20 protein-coding genes and 1 pseudogene are annotated in these 23,111 nt (G+C 72.1%); 8 read left to right on the top strand and 13 right to left on the bottom strand.

Features of this window, described 5'->3' with window-relative positions; genetic code table 11:
• Positions 1–91: 91 nt before the first annotated feature.
• The 8 genes from AB0D94_RS17315 to AB0D94_RS17280 all read right to left on the bottom strand — a co-directional run bounded on the left by AB0D94_RS17315 (position 92) and on the right by AB0D94_RS17280 (position 6,218).
• Positions 92–805 (bottom strand): NAD(P)H-dependent oxidoreductase, encoded by a 714-nt coding sequence (locus AB0D94_RS17315; protein ID WP_362052102.1) that lies wholly within the window; start codon positions 803–805, stop codon positions 92–94.
• A 169-nt stretch (positions 806–974) separates the two neighbouring features.
• The gene (locus AB0D94_RS17310; RefSeq protein WP_362052100.1) at positions 975–1,307 is read right to left on the bottom strand and encodes a TcmI family type II polyketide cyclase; all 333 of its coding nucleotides are present in this window, start codon (positions 1,305–1,307) and stop codon (positions 975–977) included.
• Between the two features lie 30 nt (positions 1,308–1,337).
• Positions 1,338–1,817 (bottom strand): SRPBCC family protein, encoded by a 480-nt coding sequence (locus AB0D94_RS17305; protein WP_362052098.1) that lies wholly within the window; start codon positions 1,815–1,817, stop codon positions 1,338–1,340.
• A 1-nt stretch (position 1,818) separates the two neighbouring features.
• Positions 1,819–2,073: an acyl carrier protein gene (locus AB0D94_RS17300; protein ID WP_266938673.1), complete on the bottom strand. Its 255-nt coding sequence runs from the start codon at positions 2,071–2,073 to the stop codon at positions 1,819–1,821.
• A gap of 42 nt (positions 2,074–2,115) precedes the next feature.
• Entirely contained in the window at positions 2,116–3,348 is a 1,233-nt protein-coding gene (locus AB0D94_RS17295; protein WP_362052095.1) for a beta-ketoacyl synthase N-terminal-like domain-containing protein, read from the bottom strand.
• Entirely contained in the window at positions 3,345–4,616 is a 1,272-nt protein-coding gene (locus AB0D94_RS17290; RefSeq protein WP_362052093.1) for a beta-ketoacyl-[acyl-carrier-protein] synthase family protein, read from the bottom strand. The genes AB0D94_RS17295 and AB0D94_RS17290 overlap by 4 nt, the downstream gene beginning before the upstream one ends.
• Positions 4,613–5,056: a cupin domain-containing protein gene (locus AB0D94_RS17285; protein WP_362052091.1), complete on the bottom strand. Its 444-nt coding sequence runs from the start codon at positions 5,054–5,056 to the stop codon at positions 4,613–4,615. Before AB0D94_RS17285 ends, AB0D94_RS17290 begins: the two co-directional genes overlap by 4 nt.
• A 61-nt stretch (positions 5,057–5,117) precedes the next feature.
• Positions 5,118–6,218, bottom strand: a complete 1,101-nt coding sequence (locus tag AB0D94_RS17280) for a SchA/CurD-like domain-containing protein (RefSeq protein ID WP_362052089.1) — start codon at positions 6,216–6,218, stop codon at positions 5,118–5,120.
• A gap of 275 nt (positions 6,219–6,493) precedes the next feature.
• Between AB0D94_RS17280 and AB0D94_RS17275 the strand changes: the two genes are divergently transcribed.
• On the top strand, positions 6,494–8,125 hold the full coding sequence (locus AB0D94_RS17275; RefSeq protein ID WP_362052087.1) for an FAD-dependent monooxygenase: 1,632 nt from the start codon (positions 6,494–6,496) through the stop codon (positions 8,123–8,125).
• Between the two features lie 74 nt (positions 8,126–8,199).
• On the opposite strand, the gene AB0D94_RS17270 is transcribed toward AB0D94_RS17275, so the two are convergent.
• Entirely contained in the window at positions 8,200–8,418 is a 219-nt protein-coding gene (locus tag AB0D94_RS17270) for an acyl-CoA carboxylase epsilon subunit (protein ID WP_362052085.1), read from the bottom strand.
• A gap of 233 nt (positions 8,419–8,651) precedes the next feature.
• Between AB0D94_RS17270 and AB0D94_RS17265 the strand changes: the two genes are divergently transcribed.
• A complete protein-coding gene (locus AB0D94_RS17265) occupies positions 8,652–8,873 on the top strand; it encodes a hypothetical protein (protein WP_266938666.1) in 222 nt (73 codons plus the stop codon).
• A 295-nt stretch (positions 8,874–9,168) separates the two neighbouring features.
• Positions 9,169–10,626 carry a glycoside hydrolase family 16 protein gene (locus tag AB0D94_RS17260; protein WP_362052082.1) on the top strand — a complete coding sequence of 486 codons (1,458 nt, stop codon included), beginning with the start codon at positions 9,169–9,171 and terminating at the stop codon, positions 10,624–10,626.
• A gap of 164 nt (positions 10,627–10,790) precedes the next feature.
• Here the strand turns inward: AB0D94_RS17260 and AB0D94_RS17255 are convergent, their stop codons facing one another.
• Positions 10,791–11,471 carry a response regulator transcription factor gene (locus tag AB0D94_RS17255; RefSeq protein WP_362052080.1) on the bottom strand — a complete coding sequence of 227 codons (681 nt, stop codon included), beginning with the start codon at positions 11,469–11,471 and terminating at the stop codon, positions 10,791–10,793.
• A gap of 264 nt (positions 11,472–11,735) precedes the next feature.
• Here AB0D94_RS17255 and AB0D94_RS17250 point away from each other — a divergent pair, with 264 nt between their 5' ends.
• The 3 genes from AB0D94_RS17250 to AB0D94_RS17240 all read left to right on the top strand — a co-directional run bounded on the left by AB0D94_RS17250 (position 11,736) and on the right by AB0D94_RS17240 (position 15,391).
• Positions 11,736–12,707 (top strand): ATP-binding cassette domain-containing protein, encoded by a 972-nt coding sequence (locus AB0D94_RS17250; RefSeq protein WP_362052078.1) that lies wholly within the window; start codon positions 11,736–11,738, stop codon positions 12,705–12,707.
• Positions 12,704–13,522, top strand: coding sequence for an ABC transporter permease (locus tag AB0D94_RS17245; protein WP_362052076.1), 819 nt, complete (start codon positions 12,704–12,706; stop codon positions 13,520–13,522). The genes AB0D94_RS17250 and AB0D94_RS17245 overlap by 4 nt, the downstream gene beginning before the upstream one ends.
• 123 nt (positions 13,523–13,645) lie before the next feature.
• Entirely contained in the window at positions 13,646–15,391 is a 1,746-nt protein-coding gene (locus AB0D94_RS17240; protein WP_362052074.1) for a histidine kinase, read from the top strand.
• Here AB0D94_RS17240 and AB0D94_RS17235 read toward each other — a convergent pair.
• Together AB0D94_RS17235 and AB0D94_RS17230 are read right to left on the bottom strand one after the other, a co-directional pair.
• Positions 15,384–16,571, bottom strand: coding sequence for a glycoside hydrolase family 64 protein (locus AB0D94_RS17235; RefSeq protein WP_362052072.1), 1,188 nt, complete (start codon positions 16,569–16,571; stop codon positions 15,384–15,386). The two genes, AB0D94_RS17240 and AB0D94_RS17235, sit on opposite strands and share 8 nt — an antisense overlap.
• Before the next feature lie 226 nt (positions 16,572–16,797).
• Positions 16,798–17,937 (bottom strand): amidase domain-containing protein, encoded by a 1,140-nt coding sequence (locus AB0D94_RS17230; RefSeq protein WP_362052070.1) that lies wholly within the window; start codon positions 17,935–17,937, stop codon positions 16,798–16,800.
• Between the two features lie 220 nt (positions 17,938–18,157).
• Between AB0D94_RS17230 and AB0D94_RS17225 the strand changes: the two are divergent.
• Positions 18,158–20,242: pseudogene (locus AB0D94_RS17225) on the top strand (transglycosylase domain-containing protein); the annotation flags it as partial.
• Positions 20,243–20,376: 134 nt separating this feature from the next.
• Here AB0D94_RS17225 and AB0D94_RS17220 read toward each other — a convergent pair.
• Positions 20,377–21,714 (bottom strand): hypothetical protein, encoded by a 1,338-nt coding sequence (locus AB0D94_RS17220; protein WP_362052068.1) that lies wholly within the window; start codon positions 21,712–21,714, stop codon positions 20,377–20,379.
• A 293-nt stretch (positions 21,715–22,007) separates the two neighbouring features.
• Between AB0D94_RS17220 and AB0D94_RS17215 the strand changes: the two genes are divergently transcribed.
• Positions 22,008–23,057: a LacI family DNA-binding transcriptional regulator gene (locus AB0D94_RS17215; protein ID WP_362052066.1), complete on the top strand. Its 1,050-nt coding sequence runs from the start codon at positions 22,008–22,010 to the stop codon at positions 23,055–23,057.
• Positions 23,058–23,111: the final 54 nt, after the last annotated feature.

The raw sequence follows: 23,111 nt of genomic DNA, 5'->3' as shown, positions 1-23,111 counted from the left end.
ACAAACGCGACTACATCTTCAACGGCACCCTGGCCACAGCAGCCATCGTGATCTGGCTCCGCGACCTCATCAAAGAGCCATCAGACACGGCCTAGTCCTCGGCGCGCGCGGTCACCGCCGCGTCGGTGCGGTCGCCGAGGAACTCGTACCAGCGGCGTTGCAGGCACAGGTAGCGGGTGTCCGCCTCGGCGAGGTCGAGGAAGGAGCCGATCGTCGTGCCCAGGCGTTCGCCGAGCCCGGCGTCGAGGAGGGATCCGTCGTCGGAGAAGGCCTGGTGGGCCATGGCGAGGCTGAACATGTCGGGGTAGACCCGGGCGCCCAGGTGTTCCAGCGGGATGCGCAGGGCCCACAGTCCGCGGTTGCCGCCCACCATGGACGGGGACGCGGAGACCAGTAGCGTCTGCTGGTCCTTGAACGGCTGGGGGCGGAAGCGGGAGACCCAGTCGATGGCGTTCTTCACCACGCCGGAGACGGAGGCGTTGTACTCGGGCGCGGCGATGACCAGGGCCTGGGCCGCCTCGATCCGGTCGCGCAGCGCGAGCGCCCCCTTCGGCGGCCCCTCGTCGGCCTCGGCGTCCCCGTCGTACGGGGGCATGGCGAAGTCGCCGAGCGTCGCGGGGTCCGCGTGCGCGCCGGCCCGGGCCACCAGGCTCGCGACGAGGGCGGCCAGCCGGGCGTTGACCGAGCCGGTGCGGGAGGACCCGGACAGGACGAGCACGCGCAGCGCGGAACGGGCGTGCTCGCCGTCGTGCGGGCAGCCCGGATCGGCCGGGAAGCGGTCGTTCTCGTGGTCGGTGGAGGTCACTGCGTCTCCTGCTCTTCGCTCTGGGGGGTCGTGCACGCGGCCGGGTCACGCGCACCCGCCGGATCGCCCGGCCATCGGATGGCTCAGCCGCCGGACCGCTCACCCGCCCGGTCGCGCACGCGGCGGGACCCGCACACGCGGTGTGCGGGTCCCGGCCGGGCCGCTCGGGTCACCTCTTGCCGGGGCTCTCCCAGCGGTAGAACTCGTTCGCCATCGCGTCCTTAGGGCTGCGCCACGTGTCCGGGTCGTGCGGGCTGATGTAGGCGGTGAGGCGGTCGCTGAGGTCACGGAACTCCGGGTGGCCGGTGACCTGCGCGATGGCGGGTCCCGGTGGCCTGTCCGCGTCGATGAGGTGGAGGTACACGTCGCCGAACTGGAACAGGCTGCGGCGGGTGACGCCGACCAGGTGCGGGAGTTCGCCCGCGTCCGAGGCGGCGAACAGGTCGGCGATGTGCGGTGCCGATTCCGGCGCCATCCGGGCGACGATGAGAGCGCGGTGCATGGGGGACATCCGGGGTGCTCGCCTTTCGTTTCAGAGTCGGCTGACGGCGGGGGCGCGGTTCTCGCGTTCGCGCTGCTCGATCTTGTCCCGGATGAGCGCCATCTGGATCGGGGAGTTGCGGTTGATGTTGTCGGTCATCCAGGCGTCGTCGACGGGCGCGTCGGGCTTCATCGCGAAGTCCTGAGTCCACTTCATCCGGGTGCCGCCCGGCACCTTGAAGTACTGCCAGTGGATGTCCATGTGCGCGAAGGGGCCGGTCTCCACGCGACGGGCGCGGACGGAGAGGCTCGCGCGGTCGACGGTGCGCTCGGAGACCCAGCTCCACACCTTGCCGTTCTCGTCGGGGTGCATGGTCAGGCGGAAGCTGGTCGTGTCCCCCTTCTGCTCGAGGATCTCCAGCGAGGCGTACTCGCTGAACAGCTGCGGCCAGCTGGGGAGGTCGTTGGTCATCTCCCACACGACGTCCACGGGCGCGTTGACGGTGATCTCGTTCTCGGTGTGGCCGGCCATCTCAGGCTCCTGTCATGAGGCTGTTGTTGACGAGGTCGAGGAACTCTCGGGGGGTCTTGCAGCGGTCGGCGTCGGTGGGCAGGGCCCGCCCGCGCCGGTTCTCCAGCTCGCCGACGATGCCGAGCAGGCCCAGCGAATCGAGGCCGTACTCTTCGAAGGCGGAGTCCGGTCGGTCCGCCATCTGGGCGGGGTCGACCGTGATGCCGGCGGTCTTCATCAGGGCCGCCAGCTCCTCCATGGTCAGTCGGTCCGACATGGTGGCTTCTCTCTTCCTACGAGGGGACTGCTCCTGCTGCTCCTACGCGGCCGCGCCCTTGCGCAGGACGAGCGCGGAGTTCGAGCCCATCCGGCCGCGGCTCAGCACGAGCGCGGTGCGCAGTCCGGCGGGGCGGGCCCCGTCGGTCACCAGGTCGATGTCGTGGCACACCTCGAAGACGTTCGGGGTCGGCGGGATGACGCCGTGCTCCAGTGCCAGGACCGCGGCCGCGGTGTCGAGGGACGGCGCCGCGCAGTACGCCCGGCCGGTACCGGTCTTGGGCGCCGTCACCGGCACCTTCCGGCCGTGCGCACCGAGCGCGTCGGCGAGGGCGGCCACCTCGGCGGCGTCGGCCTCCGGTGTCCCGAGGGCGTCGGCGAAGACCACGTCGATCTCCTCGGGGGCGCAGCCCGCTTCGCGGAGCGCGCCCCGGATCGCGTGGGCCAGTCCCTCGCCGGAGGCGTCCCGCCGCTGGGTGCCGGTGAAGGTCGCGGCGTGGCCGGCCAGTTCGGCGCGTACGGTTGCGCCCCGGCGCAGGGCCGCGGTCTCCGCCTCGACGACGAACATGGCGCCGCCCTCGGCGGGGACGTAGCCGCAGGCCTTGGCGGTGAACGGCCGGTAGGCGCGCTCGGGTTCGTCCCGGGTGCTCAGCCCCTCGTACTCCAGCTGGCAGACGATGGAGTACGGGGCCAGGGGCGCCTCCGTGGCCCCGGCGAGCATCGCCCGGCTGCCCTGGCGGATGGCCCGGGTGGCGTGGGCGAAGGCGTCCAGCCCGCCGGCCTCGTCGCTGGCCACCACCCCGCACGGGCCCTTCAGGCCGCGGCGGATGGAGATCTGGCCGGTGCTCGCGGCGTAGAACCAGGCGATGGACTGGTAGGGGCCGACGTAGTGGGGTCCCTGTTCCCAGAGGTGCTGGAGTTCGCGCTGCCCGAATTCGCCGCCGCCGGATCCGGCGGCCGTGACCACCCCTACGGAGAAGGGGTCGCCCTCGTAGTCGGCCCGGCCGAGCCGGGCGTCCTCCAGCGCGAGGTCGGCGGCGGCGAGGGCGTGGTGGGTGAACCGGTCGGTCTGGACGAGGAAGCGGTCCTCGACCATCGCGCCGGGATCGAAGCCCCGGACCTCGCCCGCGACGCGGAGCGGCAGGTGTTCGCAGCCCGCCCGGGTGACGCGGTCCAGCACGCTGACCCCGGACTGGGTCGCCTTCCAGAAGGCGTCGGCGCCGATGCCGTTGGGCGCGACGACCCCGATACCCGTGATGACCGTACGGCTGGTCACGAGACCTCCTCCTTCGGCCGGGTCATGACCACGGCCGACTGGAATCCGCCGAATCCGCTGCCGACGGAGAGCACATTGCGCAGCTTGCGACCGCGGGCGGTGCGGGGCACGTAGTCCAGGTCGCACTCGGGGTCCGGGGTCTGGTAGTTCGCCGTCGGCGGCACCACCTGGTGGGTCATCGCGAGGACGCAGGCGGCCAGTTCTATGGCCCCGATGGCGCCGAGGGAGTGGCCCACCATCGATTTGATGGAGGTCATCGGCGTCTTGTAGGCGTGGTCGCCCAGGACCCGCTTGACCGCCGCCGTCTCGTGGCGGTCGTTCTGCTTGGTCCCGGAGCCGTGCGCGTTGACGTAGTCGATGTCGGTGGCGTCGATCCGGGCCTGGTCCAGGGCGGTTTCGATGGCCCGGGCCATTTCCAGGCCCTCGGCGGTCAGCCCGGTCATGTGGTGGGCGTTGCCGAAGGTGGCGTACCCGCCGATCTCGCAGTAGACGGTCGCTCCGCGGGCGCGGGCGTGTTCCAGCTCCTCCAGTACGAGGACGGCGCCGCCTTCGCCGAGCACGAAGCCGTCCCGGTCGGCGTCGAAGGGCCGTGAGGCGTGGGCCGGGTCGTCGTTGTTCGGCGAGGTCGCCTTGATGGCGTCGAAACAGGCCACCGTGATGGGCGATATGGGTGAGTCGGAGGCGCCTGCGATGCAGACGTCCATCCGGCCCTCCGCGATGGAGTGGACGGCGTACCCGATGGCGTCGAGGCCGGAGGTGCAGCCGGTGGAGACGGTCTGCACCGGGCCGCGCGCCCCGGTCTGCTCCGCGACGGCGGAGGCGAGGGTGGCGGGCGTGAACGCCCGGTTCAGGTGCGGCCCGGCGAGCTTGTGGTCCACGTCCCACCAGGAGCCGGACTGGCTCACGGCGACGTAGTCGTGCTCCAGACGGGTGGTGCCGCCGACGGCGGTGCCGAGGGAGACTCCCGTCCGCCAGGCCTCGTCCGTGGTGAGGTCGAGTCCGGAATCGCGTACGGCCTCCCGGGCGGCGACCAGGGCGAACTGGATGTACCGGTCCGCCCGGGCCGCCTCCTCCGGGCCGAGGCCGTGCGCGGCGGGGTCGAAGTCGACCTCGGCGGCTATCCGGGAGCGGAAGCCCTTCGGGTCGAAGAGGGTGATCCCGCGGGTGGCCGTACGGCCGTTGGACAGCAGGTCCCAGAAGGCGGTGACGCCGATCCCGCCGGGGGCGACGACGCCGACCCCGGTGACCGCCACGCGGCGGCGCGTCACGAGACCGCTCCCGTGCGGTCGGGAGGCTGCTCCCAGGCGGTGCTCTCCGGGTGCGGGGCCTCTTCGGTGTCCACGTGGCCGAGCTCCGGGCGGGGGGCGAGCGGGCCGAGGTGGAAGACCATCCGGGCCTCGGTGTCGCCGACGTTGCGGAACCGGTGGCGCATGTTGAGCGGTACCAGCAGCCCCTGGTCGGTGCGCAGCGGGTGGGCGTCGCCGTCGAGGTCGACCTCCAGGTGCCCGCTGACCACGTACACGAACTCCTCGGAGTACGGGTGGTAGTGCTCGGCGATCGACTCACCGGGGGCCATGATCGCCAGGCCCATGAAGCCACTGGTCGAGCCCACCGAGGTCGGGGTGAGCACGGCCCTCAGATCGCCTCCGCGCCGGCGGTTGGGCGGCGTCTCGCTGAGGTCCACGATGCGTGGGCGCTGTCTGGTCATGGCGGGTTCCTCCTGGCGTGTGGGAAGCCTGGACGGGCTGGGGATGGGGGACGGGGGGAGATCAGGACTGCGCGGGTGCCCGGCGGTCGGTGATCAGGTTCATGGTGTGGTGCGCGGCGGCGGCGCGCTTGCCGGCGCCGCGGACCGTCAGCCGGTCCAGCACCGCTGCCTTGCGCGCGCCGTGGATCCCGAAGGTCGTCTCGGGCTGGGCGTCGAGCGGGCCGCGGACATCGATGAGGCGGACGACGATGTCGTCGCGCTGGAAGATGCTGCTGCTCCGAACGGTGGTTTCCGGGCGGTGCGCGGCGGCCTCGTCCTGCCGTGCGAGGAACCTGGCGAGCGCCTGGCCGCAGCCGGGCTTGGCCGGGTAGAAGACGGCGTGCCGCGTCACCTCGGCGGATTCCGGATCCGGCTCGGCGATGTGGTGGACCGCCGGGAGCGCGGCGCGCATGAAGAACATCCGCGCGGACTCCGGATCGTTGAGGTTCCGGTCCTGTTCCAGGTAGGGGTTGATGGCCTCCTCCACGGCCCGCACCTCGGGCTGTTCCGATACGTGGCGCAGGGCCGCCGTCAGGTCGCCCTGTACCTCCACGGTCCGCACGACCCGGTTGCCGTGCATGAACAGCGAGGTGCGGCAGAGCCGGGTGTGATCGTCCACCCGGGCCGCCGGGGAGGCGTAGTCCGAAAGGATGGCGGCGACCGTCTTCTCGCTGCCCGGTTTCACCGTGAAGGTGAGGGCGTGGCGCACGATGCCGGCGCCGAGCCGGGGGTTGCTCTGGAGCCGGGCGGTGGAGGGACGGGCGGCCTGGTCGTAGCCCCGCCCGGTCTCCCGCAGCACCGTGAACTTGAGCGGGCGCATCGACCTGGCGCAGGCGCCCAGCGGCTTCACCTGTTCGGCGTGGTGCTCGCTGTTCACCCAGGCGAGGTACTGCGGCGCGCTTTCCCACTCGCTGGTGATGAGCCACTGCGAGGGGTTCTCGAAGGACTGGCACAGCTGGTCGCTGATGTGGCCCGGAACCGACGCGATGTCGTGGCGGAGCTGTTCGTACGCCTCGAAGAACCGCTGCTGGGCCCCCTCGTGGAGGTCCATCAGCAGTACGACCCGGAGCATGGAGCCGTCGAAGGCTGACTGCGACACCCGTTCGGACAGGGTGGTTGTCATCTACTCACTCCTTCGTGAGGGGGTGGAGATCCATCGCGCACGGACCCCTCGTCCGTCATCGGTGGCGTCTGCCCGGGCCGGCCGCCGCCTCGCTCGGGCAGAGCGGGCCGGCACATCTCAGGGGGAGCCGCTGTCGCTCATCGTCGTCCGACAGGGCAGGTACCGCTACATGTCCGGATCAAGCGGGTGACAACCGGCGAATCGCCCGGGCCTGGCCACCGATCGGGGGCATAAAGACTCCACTCCCCCACACAGAAAACAGGAGCCCGCAGCTGATGGAAGACAAAGCCGATGTTCGCGTACCGGTTCTCGTCGTGGGCGGCTCTCTCGTGGGCCTGTCCACCTCGCTGTTCCTGAGCCGTCTCGGAGTCAGGCACCTGCTCGTCGAGAAGCACTCCGGAACCTCCGCGCATCCGCGTGGCCGCGGCATCAACGCACGGACCATGGAACTCTTCCGTACGGCGCAGGCGGAGGGCGCGATCCGCCAGGCAGCGGCCGTACTGGAGGGCGTCCAGGGCATTCTGCAGGCGCAGTCGCTGACGAGCGGCGACCGCAACTGGCTGATCAAGGAGATCGACCCCTCCGGTGCGCTGCGCCGCTTCAGCCCGACCGGCTGGTGCCTGTGCAGCCAGAACAACATCGAACCGGTCCTGACGTCACAGAGCCGCGCCCAGGGCGCCGAGGTGCGCTTCTCCACGGAACTGATGAGTTTCGACCAGGACGACACCGGGGTGACCGCCCTGGTGAAGAACCGCAAGACCGGTGAGCACAGCACCGTGCGCGCCGACTTCCTGATCGCGGCCGACGGACCGCGCAGCCCCGTCAGGGAGCAGCTGCGCATCCCGCAGACGGGCAGCGGAGAGCTGTTCCACAACGTGAGCGTCACCTTCCGCTCCGACCGGCTCATCGAGGTGCTGGGCGACCTGCGCTTCATCGTCTGCTACCTGATGCGTCCGGGCGCGGACGGTGCGCTGCTGCCGGTGGACAACAACAAGCAGTGGGTCTTCCACGCCCCCTGGCACCCGGAGAACGGCGAGACCCTGGAGGACTTCACCGACGAGCGCTGCGTGGAGCAGATCCGCAACGCGATCGGCGCGCCCGACCTGGACGTGGAGATCGGCGGCAAGGCGCCGTGGCATGCGGCCGAACGGGTGGCTCAGCGGTACTCGACGGGCCGGGTGTTCCTCGTCGGGGACGCGGCCCACGAGATGTCCCCGACCGGTGCCTTCGGTTCCAACACCGGCATCCAGGACGGGCACAACCTGGCCTGGAAGATCGCGGCGGTCCTGGACGGGTCCGCCGGGATGGCGCTGCTCGACACCTACGAGTCGGAGCGGCTGCCGGTGGCGAAGGCCACGAGCGAGCGCGCCTCGGCCCGTTCCGCGGAGCACAGCCACCCCGGGTACGCGCCGCCGCCCACCATGGGCGGCGGGCCGGGCAGCGGGGTCCTGCCCACGGCGATGGGCTACTGCTACCCGGACGGCGCGGTCGTCGGCGGCGTGCCCGGCCGGGCGATCATCCCGGACGCCTTGCGCCTGACGGGCGACACCGGCACCCGGTCCCCGCACATGTGGCTGACGAGGGCGGGCGAGCGGATCTCGACCCTGGACCTCTACGAGCGCTCCTTCGTCCTGCTCAGCGCGCCGGGAACGCCGTGGGGGCAGGCGGCGGAGCGGGCGGCCGAGCGGCTCTCGGCCCGGCTCGACGCCTACACCGTCGGCAGCGAACCCGGTGCCGACCTGGTCCAGGAGGACGGGGCCGACTGGGCCGAGGTGCACGGGCTGACGGCCGAGGGGGCGGTGCTCGTACGGCCGGACGGATTCGTGGCGTGGCGCTCGGAGGGCGCCGTGGACGATCCGGAGTCCGAGCTGTTCGACGTGCTCTCGACGGTGCTGCGCCGGACGTGACCGTCTCCCCCTGCCTTCCGCCGGCCGCGCGTGCGGCCGGCGGAAGCGGCTCAGCAGCGGATCCGGCAGCGGGTTCAGCGGCAGGCCCAGCAGCCTGCCCAGCAGCCGGCGGCCGGCCGGACGGCGGCACGCGGCCGGCCGCCAGTGGACGCGGCGTCCTTCGCCGCGTCGCGGTCACCGGCGGTCCGGCGTGCGTAGCACGCGACCACGACCGCCATCGCGGCCAGTTCCTCGGGGGCGGCCAGGCCCCTCTCGACACGCAGCAGGCTCGCTATCGGGGCATCCATCGACATCGGCACGGCCTCTCTCACGGGGGCTGCGCGTGCGCCCGGTCGCGGCGCGAGGGGCGGACCGGCTCGGCGCCGAAGCGGGCGGCACGCGGCCGGCTCGGCGCCCTGACGGGACGTGTTCCGCGTGAGCGGACCGGCCGGCGGACTGCTGTCGGGTCACCTGGACTCCTGACGCCAACGACGCTACAAGCGCGCCGCCGTGGCGGCACTCCGGCCGCGCCACCGCCGGACCGGCCGTGACCGGCCACTGGCCCCTGATCTGCCGGGGCTGCTCGGGGCATCTGTACGCCGTCCGCACCACGGACCACACGGGCGGGAACGCCGCCGGGCAGTGGGAGGTCGACCACGAGGCGCCCCCGCTGATGTGCCCGCTGGAGGATCTGCTGCCCCTGACGGGCACGGCGGTCTCCGTCCACGACCTGCCGGGAGCGCGGGAGGTCCTCGGCCCGCCCTGCTGAACACGGCGGGTTGGGCCGCACGGGTGAACGCGCGGCGGTACCGGCCGCCGCGGGCCGCCCGCGCGGTCACGGCCGAGGGACCGGCGGGGAGGGCGACGGAGCAGGCGACGGAGCAGGCGAGCGTTCAACGCGTGAACTCCCTTGGGCCACCGGTCCTTTCCCGGCTCAAACTCTTGACGCCCGTGGGGGCGGGGAGCACAGTGTCCAGCGGCGCCGCTTGAGAGCGCTCTCAAAACGGTGAGCTCCCCTGGTCCTTCCCCCCACCGCGCCTCACGGCGCCTCAGAGAGGGCACCCATGCGTGATTCATCCGGCAGGAAACGGCGTACCGCCCGGCGGGCCGTCATCGCCGCGTTCAGCACGATCGCCGTGGTGGCGGCAGCCGCCGCGGCCGTCACCCTCCCCGCGAACGCCGCGGCTCCCCCGCCCCCGGCCGGCTGGTCCCAGGTGTTCCTGGACGACTTCGACGGGGCTGCGGGGTCCGCCGTGAACTCCGCGAACTGGCAGTACACCACCGGTACGAGCTACCCCGGCGGCCCCGCCAACTTCGGCACCGGCGAGGTCGAGACGATGACCGCCGACCCGGCCAACGTCTCGCTCGACGGCGCGGGCAACCTGCGCATCACCCCGCGGCGGGACGCTGCCGGCAACTGGACCTCGGGCCGCATCGAGACCAAGCGGGCCGACTTCCAGCCCCCGGCGGGCGGCACGCTGCGCACCGAGGCGCGCATCCAGATGCCGAACGTCACGGGACCGGCGGCCAAGGGCTACTGGCCGGCCTTCTGGATGCTCGGAGCCCCGTACCGCGGGAACTGGTGGAACTGGCCGGGTATCGGGGAGATCGACATCCTGGAGAACGTTCAGGGCATCAACAGCGTCTGGGCCACCATGCACTGCGGTACGAGCCCGGGCGGCCCCTGCAACGAGAAGTCGGGCCTCGGCGGGCAGCGCGTCTGCCCCGGCACCAGCTGCCAGGGCGGGTTCCACACGTACGCCGTGGAGTGGGACCGCTCGACGGCGGTGGAGGAGATGCGCTTCTCGGTGGACGGGCTCACCTTCCACACCGTCCGGGCGAACCAGGTGGACGCCGCGACCTGGACCGACGCGACGAACCACGGCTACTTCATCATCCTGAACGTGGCCATGGGCGGAGAGTTCCCCGCGGCCTTCGGCGGCGGACCCGACGCGGGCACCCAGCCCGGCCACCCCATGGTCGTCGACTACGTGTCCGTCCTGCGGTCGGGCGGAGGCACGACCCCGCCCACGACACCCCCGACCACGCCCCCGACGACCCCGCCCACCACGCCTCCCACGACGCCTCCCACCACCCCGCCGGCCGGCGACCGCGACGCGTACGCCGCCATCCAGGCCGAGTCCTACGACGGCCAGTCGGGCACCACCGAGGAGTCCACCACGGACACCGGCGGCGGCCAGGACCTCAGCTCGCTCGGCAACGGCGACTGGGCCCTGTACCGGGGCGTGGACTTCGGCACCGGCACCGCCACCCAGTTCCGCGGACGCGTGGCCAGCGGCGCGGCGGGCGGGGTCAGCGGGCTCGTCGAGGTCCGGCTCGGCAGCCGGACCGCCCCGCCGGTCGGCAGCTTCTCCGTCGCGAACACCGGAGGCTGGCAGAGTTGGCGGACGGTGCCCGCGAACATCACGGGGGTCACGGGCAGGCACGACGTCTACCTGACCTTCACCAGCGGCCAGAGCGCCGACTACGTCAACGTCAACTGGTTCGACTTCGGCCACTGACCGGCCGAGGAGGGCGCCATACGGGCCGACCCGGGCCCGGCCCGGGCCCGGCCCGGGCTCGGCCAGGTCCCAGGTGCTCTCGGCCTCAGCGGCCCGCCCGCTCCGCGCCGGTGCCTTCGCGATGACGGGGCGCCGGCGTCTGTCGGCGGGACGCTGACACCCGGTCAGCGGGGGCGCGGCGGGACCAGGCCGGCCTCGTACGCGGAGATGGCCGCCTCCACCCGGTTGCGCGCGCCCAGCTTCGCGAGCACCGCGCTGACGTGCGCCTTCACCGTGCCCTCGACCAGGTGCAGCCGGCTCGCGATCTCCGCGTTGGACAACCCCGTCCCGACTCCGGCCAGCACCTCGCGCTCCCGTTCCGTGAGCCGCTCCAGCGAGCGGTGAGGATGTGCCGCCCGGTGCGCGCGCAGCCCGGCGATGACCCGGCCGGCGACCCGCGGGGACAGGTAGGCCCCGCCGGCCCCCACCGCCCGTACCCCGTTGAGCAGTTCCCTCGGGTCGTCCGCCTTCAGCAGGAAGCCGTCGGCGCCCTCCTCCAGGGCGCGGGTGACGTACTCGTCCTGACCGAAGGTCGTCAGCATGATCACACCGACCGGCGTCGGCTCCCGGTGGAGCCGCGCCGCTGTCGTCAGCCCGTCCAAGCCGGGCATCTGGATGTCCAACAGGACGACGTCCGGCCGGTACCGGCGGGTGAGCGCGATGGCCTCGTGCCCATCACCCGCCTCGGCGACCACCTCGACGTGCGGGTCCCTGGCGAGGATGGCCCGCACGCCCGCCCGGACCATCGCCTCGTCGTCGGCCACCAGGACCCGGACCGGCCGGCTGTTCGGTGTCGTCTCTTCCACGCGGTGAGCCTACGGCCGACGCACCGCCGTGCGTACGGCGAGCCCCGCGGGTCCGCCCCTGGTCGGGGCACACCCCCGACGAAAGGCAGGACGCCGCTGCCGTTCGACCGATGGGCGCCGGCGCCGCGGACTCCTAGCGTCGCTTCCGTACGGGAAACGAGGCGGCCGCCCCGAGGCCGGGGCCGCCTCGCGTCGGCCGGTGTGCTCCACCGACGACTTCCGCGTGCTGTATTCCGCGGTCCGCGACCGACACGAAGGAACTCCGTGATCACCCTCCGAGGACTCACCAAACGCTATGGCGACACCCTCGCCGTGGACGAGCTGACACTCGATGTCCAGGCCGGCCGCGTGACCGGCTTCCTCGGCCCCAACGGGGCCGGGAAGTCCACCACGATGCGCATGATCCTGGGCCTCGACCACCCCACCCGCGGCCGGGCCCTGATCGCCGGCCGGCCCTACGCGGACCTGCGACGGCCGCTGTGCGCGGTCGGCGCGATGCTGGACGCCCGGGCCGTCCACCCGGCCCGTTCCGGCCGCGCGCACCTCGTCGCCCAGGCCCGGGCCAACGGCATCCCGGTACGCCGCGTGGACGAGGTGCTGGAGATGGTGGGCCTGACCAAGGCGGCCCGCCGGCCGGCGGGCACGTACTCGCTCGGCATGAGCGGGCGACTCGGGGTGGCGGGCGCCCTGCTCGGCGATCCGCCGGTGCTCGTCCTGGACGAGCCGGTCAACGGCCTCGACCCGGAAGGCGTGCGGTGGATCCGCCGGCTCGTCCGTGACCGGGCGGCGGAAGGACGCACCGTGTTCCTCTCCAGCCATCTGATGAGCGAGATGCAGCTGACGGCCGATCATCTCGTCGTCATCGGACGGGGCCGGCTGCTGAGCGACACCTCCATGTCGGAGTTCCTCGCTGCCGCCTCTCCCGCGTCGGCGCGCGCCGTGGTGCCCGACCCCGGGGAGCGGGCGACGCTGGTCCGTCACCTCATGACGGCTGACGGGGTGGGAGTCGAGACGTCCGCGTCCGGCGAACTCACCGTCGAGGGCCGCACCGCCGCCGAGATCGGCGACCTCGCGCATCGGTGCCGGATCCGCTTGCACCAGCTGAGCGACGTACGGGTCTCGCTGGAGCAGGCGTACATGGACCTGACCGCGCGCAGCGTCGAGTACACGACGGGCGGCAGCAGCGCGGACACGACCGCCGCGGCCGCGGCGCCGAACGAAGGGGGACGACAGTGACCACGACGACGACACCCGCCGGGCGGACGGACCCGCCCCGGGCCGTGCCCGACACCCCGGGCCGGGGCGCACCCGGTGGCTTCGCCGGGGCGATCGCCTCCGAATGGACCAAACTGTGGTCCGTCCGGGCCTCCTCCATCTGCCTGCTGGCGGGCCTCGCGATCAGCGGCATCTTCACCTACTACTACGCCTCGATCTCCCGCATCAACGGACATCCGGTCCAGCCCGTCGGGAACGCTGCGGCCTCCTCCGCCGTCCTCGTCCAGTTCGCCGTCGTCGTCCTGGCCACGGTCGCGGTGACCTCCGAGTACTCGACGGGGAGCGTGCGGGCTTCCCTGCTGTGGGTGCCCCGGCGCCATCGGGTCCAGGCGGCGAAGGCGCTGGTGGCGGCCGTGGTCGCGTTCGTCGCCGGCACCGCGTTCGCCGTCGTGGGCACGGCGGTGGCCTGGGTGGCGTTCGACGGACGGGCCTCCTTCGAGGCAGGCCCGAGCCTCCGGCAGGTCCTCGCGGTCGGTCTCTACCAGGCGTTGGTCGCCGTGCTGACCGTCGGGGTGGCGTTCGCCACGCGCCACCCGGCCGGCGCGCTCTCGATCCTCGTCACACTCCTGTGGGCGCTGCCGAGCGTGCTGCTGGGGCTCGGAGGCCCGACGCTCGCGGACGTCAACGACCATCTGCCGCACGGATCCGGAGACCAGTTCATGCGCATCGGCGCCGAGTCCCCGTACTCGCCGGTGACGTCGGTCCTGATCGTGGCGGCGTGGGCCGCGACCGCGCACCTGATCGGCCTGTACGTGCTGCGCCGCCGGGACGCCTGACCCCGCGTCGGAACCGGCCCGGGCGCCCTCACCGTGCCCACCCCCTCGTCCGGCGTCCGGGCCCGTCCCACAGAATCGACCCGGGCAGGTGAGGACATCCATCGGAAGGACGGTCGACGCGTCATGCTGCACACGCGCATACCCCCGGCCAGGTCCGTGCTCGGCGGCCTGGCCCTGTGGGGCGTGCTCGCCGCCGCCACCGGCTACGGGTTCCGGGAAGCGGGCGCGGCCTCGCTGGTCCTGGACCTGCTGCTCCCGCTGGCCGTCCTGGCGGTGGCCGTGCCTCTGTCCCGCCGCCGACCGGGGGCCGCGGTCGTCCTCGTCAACGGGCTGTGCATGCTGGGCCTGGCCGACTCCGCGACCCCCGCCAACGCCCACGTCCTGTCGCTGGCCGCGCTGAGCTGTCTGCTGGGCGCCCGGGTCGCCGCGGCACGGCGCCCGTCCCTGGTGCTCGCCGGGTGCCTCGTGGCCGATCTCGCGACGTGCGCGGTGCTGCGGACGCAGGCCGTGTGGTGGTTCTACGCGCTGACCGTGCTGCCCGCCGCCCTCCTGCTGCCGTGGCTGGCCGGACGGCACTGGCGTGGCCGACGCGAACTCGTGCGGGAGGGCTGGCGGCTGGCCCGGAGCCTGGAGGAGCGGCAGCACCTGGTCGCGGAGCGGGCGCGGCTGACCGAACGCGCGGACATCGCGGCCGACATGCACGACTCCCTCGGCCACGCCCTGAGCCTGGTCGCCCTGCGCGCCGGGGCCCTGGAACTCTCCCCGGACCTCACCGACCGCGACCGCACCGACCTCGCCGAGCTGCGCGGGACGATCGCGGACGCCGTGGAGCAACTCCAGGAGACCATCGCCGTCCTGCACGACCCGCCCGGAACGGAAACGGGTGCGGGCCTGCCCGTCAACGACACCGTGGAGGACCTCCTCGGGCGGGCGGTCGCCTCCGGGGTACCGGTGCGCTGGGAGCGGCGCGGGGCGGTGCCCACGCTGTCGCCCCTGGTCGAACGCGGGATGTACCGGGTGGTGCAGGAGGCCCTCACCAACGCCGTGAAGCACGCGCCGGACGGTGCGATCCGGGTGCGGATCACACACGAGGCCGACCGTACCCGGGTGAGCGTCGTGAACACCGCCCCGCCGGCCGGCGGACCGGCGCGCGCGGCCGAAGGCCCGGCCGCCGGCTTCGGCCGCCGGGGGCTGACAGGGCTTCGAGAGCGGGTGACGGTCCTCGGCGGCTCCTTGCGGACCGGGACGTACGAAGGCGGGTTCCGCGTCACCGCCGTCCTCCCGAACCAGGCCACGGCCCGCCCCGGGGCACCGGCCCCGGGACCCGGGACGCCCCCCGGAGCGCCGGCCGGGCCCCGAGGGCAGCACACCGGGTCCGCGTCGCCGTCCGGGACCGCCCTCCACCCGGCCCCGGACACGGACACGGACACCGTCACATCGGAGTCCGCCGAGCGGCTCGCCTCCGTTCGGAGCGCCGCCCGCCGCCGGTCCGCCGCAGCCTTCGCGGCGCCTGTCGTCGCGGCCGCCTTCTTCGTGCCCGCCGCCGTCTACCTGGCCTGGCAGCTGACGACGAGCGTGCTGCCGCCCTCCCGGTTCGACGAGCTGACCACGGGCCGGGAGCGCGCCGAACTCGTCCCTCTGCTGCCGGCCCGCGCCTACCCCTACCCGCCCGACCACGCCCGTTCCGCACCCCGGCCACCCGGCGCCACGTGCGAGTTCTACCGTTCCGGCCGCGACCTGTTGGACGAGGTCGACCTCTACCGGCTCTGCTGGTCCGGCGACACGCTGGTGGCGAAGGACACCGTGCCCGCAAACCGGCCGCTCGATCCCGGCGAACGGTCCGTGACCGGCCGGACAGGGCCTAGTTGAAGGGTTCCAGCGTCATGAAGGCCTGTTGAGGGTTGCCGTCGTGCACCAGCGACTCGTGGGCGCCCACGTCGTCGAAGGCGAAGCCGTACGCCTTACCGTCGGCCATCTGTCCGTGGATGATCCGAGAGTAGTGGTTGGTGACGGCGTCACGGTAGAAGTTGCCGCCGTTCGCATCGGGTTGGTCGGGGTTGGTCAGGAGCGTCGAGCGGTTGAAGCCCGCGCACAGGGTGCGGGAGATCGGGCCGCGGACGAGGTCGTTGGGGGCGTCCAGGAGCTTGTAGCAGCCGAAGATGCTGTCCGAGTCCGGCTTCTGGAAGCTGGTGACCACCGCTCCTGAGCCGTTGGTGAAGTTCATGACGTTGCCCGAGACGCGGCCGTAGTACTTGGTGTTCGGCTGGTTCACGAACGGCGTCACGGTGAGCGTGGAGGAGCTGTACTTGTTCCAGACCCGGTTGACGTAGTCGTTCATGACGCCGGCCGAGATGCCGCCCGCCTCGATGCCGTGACCGGGCGAGAGCGCTCGCAGCGGTGTGCCGTCGGGGCGATTCTGGATCAATCCGCCCCAGCCGGCCGAACGCAGCTGGCCGAAGACGGCGTTGTAGCCGCCCGGCTTGAGCCGACCGGTGTTCCTGACGGTGCCGTCGGCCGCCTTCACGCCCACCGCGTACGGAGCCGAGAACATGTCGACCTGGGTGCTGTTGATCCACAGGCCGGCATCGTTGAGCGTGTACTCCGACCAGTTGAACAGGATGTTGCGGTTGGGGTCGGAGGGGTTCTGCACGGCAGGCTGCACGAGGCCGCCGGTGCTGAGCTTGAAGACGATCTTCTGGCCGATGGAGAAGTAGACGCGTCCGGAGAACTTGGGCATCCGGATCGTCTTGGTCTGCCCGTTGGCCGGACCCGCGATCGCTGCGTCGGGGGCGGGGGTGGGGGGATTGCCGCCGACGGGCCAAGGGTGGAACGTGCCGTTGGCGTCGGCCCAGCCCTGCTGGCCCGTCGTGAGCAGCGTGCCCAAGTTGTAGACGTAGACCGGCTCACTGCGTCCCGAGCTGTTCTTGATCGTGAGCGGGATGGTCTCCGGTACGGCCTCTGCGGATGCCGACGGACCGAGAACCACCAGGCCGGCGGCGACGACCAGCGCGGAGACCCCGGATGCGAGCACTTTCGATAAGCGGAACACGATCTTCCTCCTTGTGGGGGGGGAGCCTGCCGATGGGAGGTGCGGCGCGCCCGCGCACTGTGGGGCGAAGCGGGGGGACGGCGGGGCGGGGATGCAGGCCTTGACGGTTGAGAGCGCTCTCAGACTCGGACCGTCTTCACCTTCTGTCAATGAACCTGACAAAGCCCGAAGAGCCGGCCTCTCCTGCCGCGGGGGTTCCGCGGCAGGAGAAGCCCAAGACCACCCGTCAGGTGCGGTACGCGAAGTAGGTCGCGTCCGGGTAGGACGCGATGATGCTCGCGAGCGACTTGCGGTACGTGTTGGTGGAGTGGTAGGTGAGATACGGCATTCCGGCGCTGCTGCGGTACGTCACCATCATGGAGTGGTCCTTGGACCCGTCCTTGTTGAAGTCCACCTGGACGATGTCACCGACGTCCGTCTGGTAGACGTTGGCCAGGTTGGCGGCCCGCTGGTTGGACAGCGTGAACCACGCCCACTCGTTCGTGCCGACCCAGGAGTCGGACTGACGAGTGCCGTCGTACCACCAGTTCCGGTAGTCCGACGTGGAGCCCGGGACGTTCTTCCAGCCGCCCGCCTTCAGCGCCTGGCTGATGAAGTTGGTGCAGTCGCCCCCGGCTCCGTTGAACTTGCGGTACGCCGGGTTGTAGTTCTTCCAGTGCTTCTCCGCGTACTTCGCCATGGCGGCGTAGTCATAGGCACCGCCGGTCTTCGCCTTGGGCTTCGGCGCGGCGGGGTACTTGGTGGAAGCGGGCGTGCCGTCCGGGTACTGCTTGCCGTCGTCCTTGACGGTGTTCACCTTGGCCGGCACGGGCTCGTTGACCGCGACGGGGCCGCTGTCCTGCGACTTGATCGACACCAGCTCCCAGCCACCGCCCCGCTTGCTGGTGAGGGTCAGCTCGTAGCGGGTCCCGATGTCGGTGGTCTCCGGCTCGTCCCCGCGCAGCTTCTTGTAGGTGAGCGTGGTCTGCTCGGTGACCTGGACGGTCGCCTTCCCGCCGGTGACCGTGGCACGGTCCACGACGACGCGGGTGTCGGCGCCCGTGTACGCCTCGCCGAGTTCCGCCAGCCGCGCCTTGCGGGTCCGCAGCGACTGGAGCCCTGCGTCCTCGTCCTTCTTCAGCTGGGCCGACATGCGGGTCTTCGTGGCGCCCTGGCCGGAGCCCTGCTTCCCTGCCTGGTCCTCGACCAGCGCCTGGGTGCGCTGGGAGAGCACGTCGTCGGCCATGCGGGCGAAGGTGTCGGTGGTGGCACGGTCGGCCGCTGCGGGCCCGGATCCCGCACTCGCGGAGTAGGCGAGCATGCTGCCGGACACCAGGGCCACGGTCAGGGCCGCGATGGCGGCGGGCCTGAACCTCTTAGGTATCACTGTGTTTCCCCTTGTCACCCGGTCCACACGAACCGGGGGACGGAAATCTTCGCACAACTGGGCGACCCCCTCGTCTCGTTCCGCTTCCGCTGCGGCCGACCGGCGGGAATCGCCCCGCACGCCGGGCGGCCCGCCTCCGCATGGCCGCCGGGACCGCCCCCGGAGCGCGCGGCGGGATGCGGGCCACCACCTGGCGGGCCGCACAGCGAGTGCCTTTAGGGTGGGCGGGAAAGCACAGCACAGGGGGGCATTCGGAGTGGGCAGGAAGGATACAGCCGCAAGAGGACGATCTCGGGGCAGGCGGGCGGCCCCGGAGAGCAGCGGCGGAGCACGGTCCGGACGCCGCGGGAAGTCCGGGGCGCGCCGCCGTCCGCGGGCGGGGGCCGGCCGGCTCGGCGCCCTCGCACCGGCCGCCGCCGCGGCGCGTACGCAACTGCGGCGCCTGCGGCCCGCCTTCCCCCGGCCGGGGCGCAGCGGCTGGCGCCGGTGGATACCCTCGTGGCGCCAGTGGCTCGGCGTCTGCCTGTACGCGTTCATAGGCCTGACGGGCGTGGTCACGTACGCGTACGCGACCACGGACATTCCGGACGACCTCAACTCGTTCGCCACACAACAGGACAACGTCTATTACTGGGCCGACGGCTCGACGATGGCCCGGACGGGCTGGGTCAGCCGGCAGGAGATGCCGCTGGACAAGGTGCCCGCCAAGGTCCAGGGAGCAGTGCTCGCGGCCGAGAACGCGGGCTTCTACTCGGATCCCGGAGTCTCACCTTCGGGTGTCCTGCGCGCCCTGAGTGCCGCGGCGACGGGCGGCGAGACCCAGGGCGGGTCCACCATCACGCAGCAGTACGTGAAGAACGCCTATCTGAACCAGGACCGCACCCTCTCCCGGAAGTTCACCGAGCTCCTGCTCGCCATCAAGCTGGACAACCAGCGGGGCAAGAAGGAGATCCTCCAGGACTACCTCAACACCAGCTGGTTCGGGCGCGGCACCTACGGCATCCAGCGCGCGTCCCAGGCGTACTACGGCAAGGACGTCTCACAGCTCGATGCCAGCGAGGGCGCCTTCCTGGCCTCCCTCCTCAAGGGCGCCGGGCTCTACGACCCCGCCCTCAGCAAGGAGAACCACGAGCGGGCCGTCGAACGCTGGTCCTGGATCCTGGACCGCATGGTCGAGACCGGCCAGCTCTCGCGCGCCGAGCGCGACACCTACACGCAGTTCCCCGAGCCCTCGGGCACGTCCCTCGGCGGCGCCCCCGGCGCGCAGACCGGCTACCTGGTCGAACTGGCCAAGGCCTACGCGGTCAAAGCCGGCGGCATCACGGACTCCGAGTTCGACCTCGGCGGCTACCAGATCTACACGACCTTCGACCGGGCCCGCATGACGGCCCTGACCGCCGCCGTCCAGCAGGCGCAGAAGGACTTCGACGCCGAGCGGCGTCCCGACACCGACAAGCACGCGAAGATCGGCGCGGCGAGCGTCGCCCCCGACGGGCGGCTGCTGGCCGTGTACGGAGGTCCCGACTTCCTGAAGCAGGGCTTCAACGAGTCGAACGCGACGACGATCCCGGCCGGCACCGCGTTCACCCCGTTCGTCTATGCCGCCGCGCTCGACGAAGGGGTGCTGCGCACGCGCGGCAAGGACCGTACGCCCGTCTCCCCTGCCACCACGTACGACGGCAATGACCAGGTGACCGTGCAGACTCCCGACGGCCCGTACTGGGACCGCAGCGGCAAGGTGGTGAAGGGGCAGAACGACGGTGGCCGCAGCTGGGGTCAGGTGACCTTGCGCCAGGCCGTCGCCAACTCCGTCAACACCCCCATGCTGCAGCTCGGCCTCGATGTCGGGCTCGACCGGGTGGGGACGTTCGCCGAGCGCTCGGGACTGCTCCGATCGAGCCTCGGGCCGCGGATTCCCACGTTCGCGCTCGGGGAGAACTCGACCCCCAGCGCGATCCGCATGGCCGGCGCCTACGAGACCTTCGCCGCGGACGGCATGCACACCGACCCCTACTCGGTGCTCTCGGTCACCCGCAACGGCGCCGCGCTGCCGCTCGACGCGCCGAAGCCGACCCGGGCCGTGACGGCCGAGGCCGCCCGCGCGGTGACCGACGCCCTGCGGGCCACCGTCACCGAAGGGTCGGCGAAGGCGCTGGGCAAGGCGCACCCGGGCACGGCGGGCAAGACCGGGACGACCGCGGCGAACACGGCCGGCTGGTTCGTGGCCAGCACCGGGCAGGAGTCCACGGCGGTGGTGGTCTACCGGATGTCGCTGACCGACCTGGTCCCGCTGCCGCTGCGGGGGGGGGGGGGCCCCCCCCCCCCCGCCCCCCCCCGGGGGGGGGGGGGGGGGGGGGGGGGGGCCCCCCCCCCGGGGGGTATGTCGGCGGGGGGGCGGCGCGCGGGGGCTGCGACGCCCCGGCGCGCCGGCCGGCCCGGCTACTTGATCAGCGCGGTCCAGTCCGGCGCCTGCGCCGGGTCGAGCAGGCGGAGTTGGGCCAGGACCTTCGGGTCCTGTACGTCGAGCCAGTCCGCCAGCTCCCTGAACGACACGCAGCGGACGTCCTGGCGCGGGCAGACGTCCCTCATCACGTCCTCGACGGCCTTCATGTAGATGCCGCCGTTCCAGTCCTCGAAGTGGTTGCCGATGAACATGGGCGCCCGGCTGCCGTTGTACACACGGTTGAAGCCGTTCAGGTACGACATCCGGGTCTGCGTCTGCCACGCGGCGAACTTCGCCGGGTCGCCCTGGGTGCTGTCGCCCGACTGGTTGTAAAGGAAGTTGAAGTCCATGGAGAGGACCTGCACCTCTTTGCCGTGCAGAGGCAGCAGCTGGAGGGGGAAATTCCATATGTCGTCCTGCTTGGACGGCCACAGCTGGAACTCTCCCGAGGAACTCGCGTCATAACGCCAGCCGTACGGCTTGATCGCGGTCAGGAGGTTCTTCTGGCCCTCCAGGCAGGGCGCGCGGCCGCCGACCACTTCCCGGTCCGGGTCGAAAGGCAGGGGCGCCTCCTTCGTGAAACCGGTGTTGGTCTTCCAGTTCTTGATGAAGGAGTACGTCTGGTCTATCTCGCTCTTCCATTCGTCGGGGCTCCAGTCCCCGCCGCCCTTGGGCCCGCAGAAGTGCCCGTTGAAGTGCGAACCGATTTCGTTGCCGTCGGTCCAGGCGCCGCGCAGCTGCCCGAGCGTGGACTTCACGTGAGGAACGGTCGGGTACGAGATGGCGGCCGCGCCCTGACCGTGCTGCGGCGGACGGTAGAGCGTCTTCTTGTTCTCCGGCAGCAGGTAGATGCCCGTGAGGAAGAAGGTCATGTGGGCCTTGCTCTCCCGGGCCACCTGACGGAAGTGCGAGAAGAGGTGGTCCTCGCCTTCCAGCGCGCCGTCCCAGGAGAACACCACGAACTGCGGCGGCTTCTCGCCGGGCTTCAGCCGCTCGGGCTTCAGCTGTCCCGGCTGCGGCCCGGTGTAGGAGGTGGAGCCGTCTCCCAGCACCTTGACCTTGCCGTCCCAGGGCTCCTCCGCGTCCTTCCCGTCCTTCGCGGCGGCGGCTTCGTCGGCCGCACCGCCCGGGGCGGCGAGCTTCGCGTCGCGCTGGGCGGTACCCGAGGAGCCACCCAGGGTGAATGCGTACGCGGCCGCGGCGGCCCCGCCCAGGGCGATCACGGCGATGCCCGCGCCCAGGCGTCTGCGGTTGCGCGCCTTCCGGCGTACCTTGCGGGTACTCCGGGACTCCGTCCGCGCTCCTGGAGCGGCGTCCGTGTCGGTGTCGGCCATGGCAGTCGTCCCCCCTGATCACCGCAGCCCGGCCGGGTGCGCATGGTTCGTACGAATGTAGAACTTATCAGCCCTCCTTCCGCGCCCCGAGTCCCCCGTGCACGTCGCTGCACAGCCGACCCATGGCCCTGAACCAGGCAGGAAGGCACTTGAGTTGGTATCCGTCCCCGGTCGGAGCCGAGCACGGTCCGGGCCGGATACGGGTCAACGGAGCGCTCTCCGCCTTCCCGGCCGCAGCGGTTACCCTGCTGTGCGGCGAGGCGCCCGCCCGTGGACCCGCATGAGGAGAACCCGTGCCCGGACAGCGCCCTGGGGACCGCCCCACCCTGGAGGCGGTGGCGGCGCGCGCCGGGGTGTCCCGGGCCACCGCGTCCCGCGTGGTCAACGGCGGCGACGGCGTCCGCACGCACCTGGTGGACCGGGTGCGCGAGGCGGTCCGGGACCTCGGCTACGTACCCAACCCCGCGGCCCGCACCCTGGTCACCCGGCGCACCGGAGCCGTCGCGGTGATCATCGCCGAGCCGGAGATCCGGATCTTCTCCGATCCCTTCTTCTCCCGCCAGGTGCGCGGCATCAGCAAGGAGCTGACTGCGCACGACACCCAGTTGGTCCTGCTGCTGGTGGAGGACCGCGGCGACTACGACCGGATCGAGCGTTACCTGGCGGGCGGCCACGTCGACGGGGCGCTCGCGTTCTCGCTGCACACCGACGACCCGCTGCCCGCGATCGCCCGGCGCATCGGCATGCCCACGGTCTACGGCGGCCGCCCGGGCTGGACCGCCGGGCCCGGGGACCACAGCGAGGTGACCTACGTGGACGCCGACAACCGCGGGGGTGCGCGCGAGGCCGTACGGTACCTGCTGGACGGGGGCCGGCAGCGGATCGCGCACATCGCCGGCCCGCTGGACCAGACCTCGGCGGCCGACCGGCTGAGCGGCTACCGGGACGTGCTGCCGGACGCCGACCCCGCGCTGGTCGCCGAGGGGGACTTCACGGTGGCGGGCGGGGCCCGCGCGATGGCCGAGCTGCTGGACCGGGGAGGCCCGATCGACGCGGTGTTCGCCGCGAACGACCTGATGGCCACGGGTGCGCTGCGGATACTGCGGGAGCGCGGCCGCACGGTGCCCGGGGACGTGGCGCTGGTCGGCTTCGACGACGCCGAGCAGGTGGCGCAGAGCGCCGATCCCCCACTGACGACCGTACGCCAGGACATCGAGGGCATGGGCCGGCTGATGGTCCGACTGCTGCTGGGCACCCTGGACGCGGCCCGGTCCGACGGCGGCGGCGAGGCGCCCGGTTCGGTGGTGACCGCGACGTCCTTGGTGCGCCGCGGGTCGGCCTGACGGCGGAACCGGTCGAGCCACACGGGCAATACGCCCGATTTCTCCTAGTATCGG

Source organism: Streptomyces sp. NPDC048255, from assembly GCF_040652415.1.
GTDB lineage: Bacteria > Actinomycetota > Actinomycetes > Streptomycetales > Streptomycetaceae > Streptomyces.
Note: the sequence above shows the minus strand (reverse complement) of the source record. Positions and strands in the feature narration are given on the sequence as shown.

What these genes read in the sequence shown, in the direction of transcription:
- AB0D94_RS17260 (WP_362052082.1), top strand. Translation starts at nt 9,169, where the DNA reads ATGCGTGATTCATCCGGCAGGAAACGGCGTACCGCCCGGCGGGCCGTC.
- AB0D94_RS17285 (WP_362052091.1), bottom strand. Translation starts at nt 5,056, where the DNA reads ATGACCAGACAGCGCCCACGCATCGTGGACCTCAGCGAGACGCCGCCC.
- AB0D94_RS17270 (WP_362052085.1), bottom strand. Translation starts at nt 8,418, where the DNA reads ATGTCGATGGATGCCCCGATAGCGAGCCTGCTGCGTGTCGAGAGGGGC.
- AB0D94_RS17300 (WP_266938673.1), bottom strand. Translation starts at nt 2,073, where the DNA reads ATGTCGGACCGACTGACCATGGAGGAGCTGGCGGCCCTGATGAAGACC.
- AB0D94_RS17275 (WP_362052087.1), top strand. Translation starts at nt 6,494, where the DNA reads ATGGAAGACAAAGCCGATGTTCGCGTACCGGTTCTCGTCGTGGGCGGC.
- AB0D94_RS17240 (WP_362052074.1), top strand. Translation starts at nt 13,646, where the DNA reads ATGCTGCACACGCGCATACCCCCGGCCAGGTCCGTGCTCGGCGGCCTG.
- AB0D94_RS17310 (WP_362052100.1), bottom strand. Translation starts at nt 1,307, where the DNA reads ATGCACCGCGCTCTCATCGTCGCCCGGATGGCGCCGGAATCGGCACCG.
- AB0D94_RS17280 (WP_362052089.1), bottom strand. Translation starts at nt 6,218, where the DNA reads ATGACAACCACCCTGTCCGAACGGGTGTCGCAGTCAGCCTTCGACGGC.
- AB0D94_RS17220 (WP_362052068.1), bottom strand. Translation starts at nt 21,714, where the DNA reads ATGGCCGACACCGACACGGACGCCGCTCCAGGAGCGCGGACGGAGTCC.
- AB0D94_RS17305 (WP_362052098.1), bottom strand. Translation starts at nt 1,817, where the DNA reads ATGGCCGGCCACACCGAGAACGAGATCACCGTCAACGCGCCCGTGGAC.